We start from the raw sequence: 8,276 nt of genomic DNA on the forward strand, positions 1-8,276 counted from the left end.
TGACAAAAATCCATAGTACACGAGCCCGTTTCGATTTGGCGAGTTTGAACCAGCCTCCTCTCGGCAGCAGTTCAAGCTCCGGAAATACTGCAGCACAAGGGCCTGTAGCGGCCAATCCTGTAGGCTCGCCTGCACCGTCAAACCCTTCTGGAACTTCTGCCGGCCCCATCCTCGCGAGCAATTCCCCAACTGGAAATGGCGGCCCTTGCGGAGGCACGCCGTCTCCTGGAAATTCCGCGGCGTCGAGTCAGACAGGGAGTAACAACGCCAACGCTAGTGCTCAAGGACAGAACACGGCGGCTTCCGCTCAAACTACGGCTAACTCCTTGGCAACCTGCTCGCAATCCCAAACGGGTGGGAATTCTGCAACGGCAACGACGACTGCAACGGGCGGCAATATGAATGCAAAGAGCACAACAACCACAACGGCCAATAGCGCAACGTCGATCAATACTGTAACAGGAGGCGGCAGTAGATGAGCTGCCTGGATATTCCGGGCCAAGGGTTTCCAGTGGTTCCGGAGCAAATAGCCGATTATGCTGGTCATGGGGCCTCGTTATGATGCAAGAATGTCTCTCGACGATAGACGTGCAACAAAAGATCTTGCAACAGGAACCTGCAACCGTATTTTGCGCGTTTGTCGATCACGAAATATCGAGGCTGGCGGGCGTTGCAGGATCGCTCCAATTTGCATCGGTAGCGTGCCATGATGGGACTTGAGTATTATCCAAACAAGGCGCCAGAAAACCCCAAAAATTTTCTGGAAAAGCTCGACGCATTTATCGACAATGAAGTCATCCGCAATCTTTGCAGCGATCGTTTCCCGCTACAGGGATCAGGTATCTATCAATAAGTCTGAGTAAATCGTTCCATCATAGATCGGCTTGAAGGCGTCATCAATATAGCGTCTGGTAGGGATCGGTGTAAAGCATGATCCCATGCCCAATTTTTTTAGCAAGCAGCTGAAGAATTTCCACCTGCAGACCCTTGACCGGTTCGGTTTGCTGTTTTTCCCGGATGACATAAGGCTCGATATCAGCCAAAGAAAATTCATATTCGCGTTCAGCGAAGACCCCATGGATATGGAATAAACAGGCAAGCAGGATGCTCCAGCTTCCACGATTACGGATAAGACCTCGGCTGATGAAAAACAAAGCATCGCTGAATTTATTACAGCTTTACGCCTGAATAGAGACGATACAATGCTTTCCGCGGAGGGCTTTCCTGGATGGACGACTTATTGCGCTTAGAAATACCCACGATCTTTTCTACGATATTTTCTTTTGCAGCGATGCACGGGATATAGTGGCTGAAGAACTTCGATTCAAGGGTAAAGTAAGCCTCTGACCTATCGCCTCCATATCAAAACCCACGTCAGAACCATTTAGTCGAAATTTTTTTCATCTGATGTGTATCCTGGCCCTGCTCACAACTGATAAATCCTCTAATGTGACTCAATTGAGTTCCTGTTACGAACATGATAACCATCTCCGTTTGAATTGCGTCCAATGTGGACCCCATTCCATGCACCTTCAAGACCGGGAGATCCAACACATGCCAAAGCTTCCCATTCCACTTCTTTTGAGCTTCGTTTCCACAATGGCTTTCGCCGATCCTTCTCGGTGTCCAGAATTGCGTTCTTCGGAAGATGAACGACCTCAAGTCCTCGACGCAAAAGCGATCGCGTCCTGCAATTTTCGGGATTCTGAGCCGGGTTTATACACCGTGACTTCCGGCTCGATTTGTCTCTATAGAGGCAAGTCAGATGGCGGCGCAGATGGCTTTGCTCTTCAAGGCTCCCTAGCCTACACCTTCCAGGATGAACAAAAACTTTTGAATGGTGTTTTCGCAGTGGGTTCAACAGACGGCGTCCGCCCGGGAGTCGAAGAATACACGCGAGGCGTTAGCGCGTTCTTTGCTTCCCAGCTGGGTCCGATGCTGACTGTTATCGAAACCAATAACAGCTTCGGCATTCCGCGCACGGTTACGGAAGCCAGATACAACTTTTGGACAAACACTCTAAAATTGGAAAAGTATTATCAAGGGTTTCTGGATTTCAATAAAGACTCAATCTACTCGGTTGAGTTTTCGTGCAATGATATCGACTAGGAATGGTTAATTTCAGCAGAAGCTGCGAGTAACCTAAGGCCGTGAAGCCTAACTTGGACTAATCTTACCAGCTCAACCGAGCTGGTAAGACAGGACGCCCGCTTTGGTTTAAACAGGCCTGGACCCGGGCACCATCAAAGCGGGATCAGAAAGCGGCCATGGGATTTTTGAAAAAGGCCATTCGTCAGCATGGAGTGCCGGAAAAAGTCAACGCAGACAAATCAGGGGCAAACGCCGCCTGTCTCAAGACTTTCAATGATGAACATTCAACCGGCATTGAGCTCCGGCAGGTGAAATATCTGAATAACCTTATTGAGCAGCATCACAGGCAAGTGAGGCAAAGGACAAGGCCCATGCTGGGTTTCAAAACCTTCATGTCGGCCGCTAAAGCGATTGCCGGAATCGAGATGATGGCCGTGATCAAAAAAGGTCAGTTTGATATCCAGGGCTCCACTCCATTCGACCTGTTTTACGCCCTGGCAGGATAACTACGTCCGGGGAATGATCCCGTCAATGCAGGTCATCCATTTCCTCGGATCGAGGCCATACTATTAACCAACGTTTGCAAAACCCTGTTGGTCGCTGTAATCTCAACAATCATTTCTCACTCCTTGAGAAACCCTGTTTTATGCTTAGGGAGCACTCAAAATTCCAGAGAATTTTTAGAAACCCAATTTTTCAATCTGGCTGCCTATAGAATCACAAACACGCCACATTATTTTTTTCAGTATCCCAGCACGCTTTAGCGCCGTCCTCATGGAGCATGGAACCTGCGGTCGTCTTCGCATCCCATTTTATTTCCACCTCCGACTTGTCTTCCGTGACCTTGTCGATCAAGACAGAAACAGATTGTTCCTTGCGACTGTAAAGTACAAATCCATTTGGCTTCCAGCCCAGAGCATTTTCAGTCACATCCAAAGCAACGAACTTCGTCTGCTTATCCAAGGCAGCAGCATGGCTCCACTCTATTCTGCCTTTCGCCGCGATACGCTTGGACTGTTCACTATATCCATGCACCGTCCACATTCCTTGCGTGCCATTTTCGGTCCCGCTCATCCACATCTCATTTGTGCAGCAACCATTTGCATCGATTTTTGACGTGCTTAGGAACATTTTCCAATTGCGCTGCCCGTCGCTTTCCTGCCTTCCAACAAGCCTCGCTTCCGTTTCTCCGGCTTCCAGGCTATCGAATGTCACTTTCCATTCCCAGGAGCCATCTGACAATAAAGTGGGTTTCTGGCTGAATGCGGCATGCAGGGCACTGCCGGAATCAAGGTGTGCAAAAGGACCCCGAGGTTGGTTACGCCCAAAATGAGGCTGGCGGTGGCATGGTTGCTCAAGATGCTTAGCTTAAGGCCGTTTTGTTTGCTTTCTCCCTGAGTCAGGCTTCCAAAGTCGAAGGATAGAGTTTCTGAAGATGGCAGCTTTATCGATTGGTCATCATTATTATTTGCGCAACCAAAGCCATGCAGAAAGGCCATGACAAGAAACAGTGCAGCCTTCATCCTGTCAACTTTCATCTTCATGGCCTTGCTCCCCGAGGTAAATTACGGTTTCAAATAATGTCGTTAAAGATATTCAAGTTGCTGATTCTTTGTCGGATCTTTTTCGACTCATCTTTAACAGCTAAGAAACCTGTAATACAGTTCGAATTTTGCGCTGGAATTTTAAGGCCGGTGAAGTGAGCATTTGAATCTGCTTGAAACCTTTACCCAGAAGTCAGATTTCCGAGCAGGGGAGTAGCATCGAATTCCTGACTTTATTAACTTGCAGAAGCTTGATTTCGCAAAAAAATTACCAAAGTCGTCTTGCTATTTACATTGCACTATGTCGCGCATGGAATCCAGGCGAGAACATCACGGTCTTGACTGCAAGCAAGGTGAAGCAGATGGCCGAAATATCCGTATCTCGGCAGCTGGCAGCGGGGATTTCATCAGTGCCTTCGAAAACACAATGCAGAGCGCTGAGGTCGACAGGTGATTGAACGCGCCATCTACCGCTCGGTCACCTAGTGCGCGCTAGGACTGGAGAAGGCTGTCCGGCGCCCTAAGCGGCCTGTGGGCAAAAGCTTGCATCTTGATGAGAGTGTATCGTAGAAAGCAGCAAGGGAAGATGAAGGTAGGCCCTTCGTAATCGGTTTGCAGGAGCGGATTGCAAACTGCTGCAAGCGGCCTGGGAAAGAGCCTTGGTCATGAGCGTTGCAGAAAAGGCTTCATAGAGAAGTCATGTATGAGCTGGAAAGACGAACAAAAGGGAACCATCGTTCAAGTGTCGAAAATGCAAAAGGCATCAAAACCAAGCACTGATATCGAAATTCGTCAGAACAAATATTTGAACATTATCGAGCAGGACCATAGGCCCATCAAACAGTTATGCAGAGCCACCTTGGGCTTTGGGAGATTTCGAACTGCAAGGATTACAATTGGTGGCTTTGAGGCGATGAGGATCATTCGAAAACGGCAGCTCAAAGCAGAGGGACACACATCTGCTGAGATCTTCCATTCCATGGCGGCATGATTGCTCGCGAATCCAGATATTTTCCCGAATGACTCTGACTATTTAGCGATATATTGGCGAAATCATTGGGGTTGAGGGCCTCTACCTGATTATGTTTCGATCAATCCGATTCGGTTCCAAAGGGGCCAGGGCTTCGCTTTCCGTTCTCAATGAGAAAACAGGTTCGACCGTATGGTTTAATTTTGCCCATATGGGAAAGTCCATAGCCATAGAAGGACGGGTTTCAGCTGAATCTCGTAAGGGTGAACGGCCAAAGAAGTGCCACCATCGGATGCATTGCAGACCCACGCTTTGTGTTTGCATGGGTTGACAGAAGAAGTGGAACTGGCAGACATGATCCACAGTCACGCATGGCTCCACAAGATGGAAATTTTTGTCAGCTCTGAACACAACTTAAGCAAAGTTTGGCCATTGATCGGCTTTTGAATTTCGTGAACATTGGCATGCTTCCCGACAAATTCCTCCGGAAGATTATACCCTGAAGCTATAATAACAGGTACGACGCTGCTCAATGTGTCTTGGGACCTGAGATGCTCTATGAACTCCATTCCATCCATATTGGGCATGTTGCAGTCGGTCACGATCAACGAAAAATGTGTGGACCTGCAGCTCTCCAGGGCCGCCTTGCCGTCCTTTGCCGCAACGAGTTGTGCCTGGGGGGCCACAAAGCGAAAAAGGTCCATGTACCACTCAAGGATCTCCGGATCGTCATCGACAAAAAGAAAGTTCACAAGGCATCCCCTTGGGTTAAACTATTGTTCGAAATGGTCCTGCCCAAAAGCGGCCCAGGCCAACGGGCCGTAATCCGCTCATTCGGGCACCAGCCTTATACATTTTGTGCCAAAGGCATCCCTGCCTGTGATCGTTAGGCTTCAAGTGCATCTCTCCCCGCCTTGCCCGTGCCGTCTGTCATTTTTCATTACATTTGAACTACAATCCGGATACTCGCCGAATCCCGCCACTCTGTTCGTCTCCGTCTTCGTCGATGGCGTCTCGATTGGAAGGCGACTCTTCCATCCTGGGAGGGGTCTTGATTGATGCATGTTGCACGGTCGATTCTTTGGATTGTGATCCAAGAAAGGCGATCGTGAGTTTCAGAACAAGGCCATCAATCAGCTTCGCCTGACGATGCAAAGCTTCAGCGAACCGCTTGGTTTCCTGGGCCACACTGGCATTTATATGAGTTGCCATGTCGGTCACATGCATGGCTTCGACAATATTATTGATAGCCAGCGCGGTTTCCCTGGCGCCTTCCAGTATGTCCGACATCAGATTTTTAACGCACCCCACATGTTCGAGCACTTCAATCAGAGTCTCATTGCATCTGTCCGCAAGGCGAATGCCTGACTCGATTTTCTCTGTCTCATCATGCTCCAAAGCATCATATTGCTGCTTCGACTCCTGGACGATCACTGTAACAGCAGAGCGGCTGGTTTTAAGAAGGCTATTAATTTCCTGGGCTGCCATCCCGCTCATTTGCGCAAGGTTTCCTACCTCTTCAGCGACAACGGCGAAACCTTTGCCGCTTTCGCCTGCACGAGCAGCTTCCACCGAGGCATTGAAAGCCAGGAGTTTTGTTTGAAACACAATGTTATTGATGATGTTTGTTTTTTCAGAAATCTTATCAATAATGGATATTGTCTCAGACATTTTTTGGTTGCTTTCGCTAAGCTGCTTGAACATGGATGCTATTGATATGCGGATCCCATCCATTGCGCTTCGCATCGTGTTGAAGGCTGTCCTGCTCTCTTCGGAAATTTGAAAGCTGGCGTCAGCCCTTTGAGCGGATGCGTTGGCAATTTCGACGCTTCGGTTTATCGTGGCTTGAATTTGGTTTATCGTGGCGACTGTTTCCTGCATCGCGGCAGCCTGGTCCACAGCGGCAGTGGACGTTTTATCTGCCGATGCATGGAGCATGGTGCTGGTTTGCTTTGTTTCCAGGGAAATGCGTCTGAGCCTGTTCAGGATGGGAAAGGTTGTTTGAATGACCGAGTTCTGAAGTTGCCTTGCCAGAAAAATCGCAAGGAACCATGACAAGGCAACGAGTACAAGAGAACGCCGCTTGCTGCCCTCAAACTCATCGATTCTTGCTTGCAGCAGGGAGTCCAAAATGCTCGCGCCGATATCCCATATCCGGAAGCTCTCATCGAAGGCTGCAAGCCCCTCATCCATGAGCTGCTGGCTCCATGGCCTGCTGACTGCGCTATCAAGACTGGCTGTAAATCGACTGGCCCGGTCCAGGAGAGCTTTGAGCCCGGCAGGCATTTCGTTCTGCAGCGAATTATTTCTGGTATGAAAGTTTTCATCTTCATTAATTGAAGTGCGGATGCTCGTTGCAACCCGCTCCAAATCCGCACTTATTTGAGCCTGGAGAACGCGGATGCCAATCATATCTTCAGTTGTCTGTGACTGTTTTGAAGCATATTCGATGCTTTGATACAGCGATTCGTGAATCCTGGCCTGAAGCAGTGGCAAACCGAGGAGAATCGCATCCATGAGATAGTAGCTATCCAGATCAGGATCGAGGATAAGATTCGACGTATCTCCCGCATGGCTTATCATGCCTTTAACGATGGATATCAAGGCAAGATGCCGGGCCCGGTTTTCGTCCGGGCTCAACGAACGCCATGACGTTTTTAATTCAGCCCATCCGCTTTGAAGGTTTACGACCGTAAAATTTTTACGACCACGCTTCGCCAGTCCTTCGCTGGTGAATTGTAGATCCTCGCCCAGGATGCCCTGAACTTTGGCAAGTTCGTCCAGGCGACGATCCAGGGTGGTTTCAGTCTGCGAAATCAGCCCGCTTGATATTGTCCCGGCATTCGCATTCCGGTGAGCTATCGTAAGGAGATGATGTCTTGCAAGAGCATCAAAAACGTGAACAACGTTTCGAAGATAGATATTGCCCTTGATTTCCATCTCTGCAAATTCAATGCTCTTGCTTTTCTCGGTAATCATAAAGTGCAGCAGGATTACGATAGGAAAAGCATAGGCAGCACCAACTAAAATAAATCTGGCATTGAGTGATATGCGTAGTTTCATGTAGATAAATGACCTATTTTTATAATGCTGGCTAATGGCTCATTTTAGCATATTTGACTTGAGTTCTGGAGGGTCCTGAAGAGATTTGGCTCGAGGCCACCTCAAAACGCGATCTTCACACGAGGAAGGGTGAGGCCCGCACCCTTGGACTCAAAAGGCTCAGCGAAGTCATTCACAGCCTGGAAAGCGCCCTTTCCGAGGGGAGGGCGGAGGTCATTGATCAGGCCCTCACGGTGCTCCGCGACGAGACCACGGCCCACCAGTCACTCATTCTTGACATGTTTACGAGTCACGCCACGGATCAGCTGGGCGCCACATCCCTTATGGATGTCGTCGGCCCCCTCCTCCCGGCCCTCAGAAAGTAGCTCAGGGAGGGTGGAATTCCGATACGATCGATCGATGTCGCCGATGGTATTGATGAGTGGCCGGCGGATGTGCTCGATGCCGTCCGGCAGAGTCTTCTCCATGCCCTCAGCAACAGTGCTGATCATGGCTATATCCTGCCGTCAAGAGCCTTCATTCCCTGTGACAGGCAGATGCCATGTTCAAAAAGGGCTCTGTCGCAAAACTTTCAAAGGGTGAAGTGAGGTTTCGAGGGCATCACCCCC

Annotated in this window: 10 protein-coding genes and 1 pseudogene; 5 read left to right on the plus strand and 6 right to left on the minus strand. The window is 49.3% G+C overall.

Translation table 11 applies throughout. The annotated features are described in order from the left end of the window. Nucleotides 1–307 precede the first annotated feature (307 nt). Nucleotides 308–547, minus strand: coding sequence for a hypothetical protein (locus VE954_RS11450; RefSeq protein WP_324952783.1), 240 nt, complete (start codon nucleotides 545–547; stop codon nucleotides 308–310). Between the two features lie 159 nt (nucleotides 548–706). Here VE954_RS11450 and VE954_RS11455 point away from each other — a divergent pair, with 159 nt between their 5' ends. Then, entirely contained in the window at nucleotides 707–853 is a 147-nt protein-coding gene (locus VE954_RS11455; protein ID WP_324952784.1) for a hypothetical protein, read from the plus strand. A 43-nt stretch (nucleotides 854–896) separates the two neighbouring features. Here VE954_RS11455 and VE954_RS11460 read toward each other — a convergent pair whose 3' ends face one another. Then, nucleotides 897–1,043, minus strand: a complete 147-nt coding sequence (locus VE954_RS11460) for a hypothetical protein (RefSeq protein ID WP_324952785.1) — start codon at nucleotides 1,041–1,043, stop codon at nucleotides 897–899. Between the two features lie 511 nt (nucleotides 1,044–1,554). Here VE954_RS11460 and VE954_RS11465 point away from each other — a divergent pair. Beyond that, nucleotides 1,555–2,109 carry a hypothetical protein gene (locus VE954_RS11465; RefSeq protein WP_324952786.1) on the plus strand — a complete coding sequence of 185 codons (555 nt, stop codon included), beginning with the start codon at nucleotides 1,555–1,557 and terminating at the stop codon, nucleotides 2,107–2,109. Between the two features lie 146 nt (nucleotides 2,110–2,255). After that, nucleotides 2,256–2,597: pseudogene (locus tag VE954_RS11470) on the plus strand (DDE-type integrase/transposase/recombinase); the annotation flags it as partial. Between the two features lie 211 nt (nucleotides 2,598–2,808). Here the strand turns inward: VE954_RS11470 and VE954_RS11475 are convergent. Beyond that, a complete protein-coding gene (locus VE954_RS11475; RefSeq protein WP_324952787.1) occupies nucleotides 2,809–3,165 on the minus strand; it encodes a hypothetical protein in 357 nt (118 codons plus the stop codon). A 1,095-nt stretch (nucleotides 3,166–4,260) separates the two neighbouring features. On the opposite strand from VE954_RS11475, the gene VE954_RS11480 reads away from it, so the two are divergent. Beyond that, entirely contained in the window at nucleotides 4,261–4,626 is a 366-nt protein-coding gene (locus tag VE954_RS11480) for a DDE-type integrase/transposase/recombinase (RefSeq protein ID WP_324952788.1), read from the plus strand. 344 nt (nucleotides 4,627–4,970) lie between these two features. Here the strand turns inward: VE954_RS11480 and VE954_RS11485 are convergent, their stop codons facing one another. Together VE954_RS11485 and VE954_RS11490 are read right to left on the minus strand one after the other, a co-directional pair. Beyond that, nucleotides 4,971–5,357: a response regulator gene (locus VE954_RS11485; protein ID WP_324952789.1), complete on the minus strand. Its 387-nt coding sequence runs from the start codon at nucleotides 5,355–5,357 to the stop codon at nucleotides 4,971–4,973. A gap of 199 nt (nucleotides 5,358–5,556) precedes the next feature. Further along, nucleotides 5,557–7,668 carry a methyl-accepting chemotaxis protein gene (locus VE954_RS11490; RefSeq protein WP_324952790.1) on the minus strand — a complete coding sequence of 704 codons (2,112 nt, stop codon included), beginning with the start codon at nucleotides 7,666–7,668 and terminating at the stop codon, nucleotides 5,557–5,559. A gap of 83 nt (nucleotides 7,669–7,751) precedes the next feature. Here VE954_RS11490 and VE954_RS44210 point away from each other — a divergent pair, with 83 nt between their 5' ends. After that, a complete protein-coding gene (locus tag VE954_RS44210) occupies nucleotides 7,752–8,033 on the plus strand; it encodes an Hpt domain-containing protein (protein ID WP_414698996.1) in 282 nt (93 codons plus the stop codon). On the opposite strand, the gene VE954_RS11495 is transcribed toward VE954_RS44210, so the two are convergent. Continuing rightward, nucleotides 7,932–8,159 (minus strand): hypothetical protein, encoded by a 228-nt coding sequence (locus VE954_RS11495; protein ID WP_324952791.1) that lies wholly within the window; start codon nucleotides 8,157–8,159, stop codon nucleotides 7,932–7,934. The two genes, VE954_RS44210 and VE954_RS11495, sit on opposite strands and share 102 nt — an antisense overlap. Nucleotides 8,160–8,276 lie beyond the last annotated feature (117 nt).

The sequence above is a fragment of the Oligoflexus sp. genome (assembly GCF_035638955.1).
Lineage (GTDB): Bacteria > Bdellovibrionota_B > Oligoflexia > Oligoflexales > Oligoflexaceae > Oligoflexus.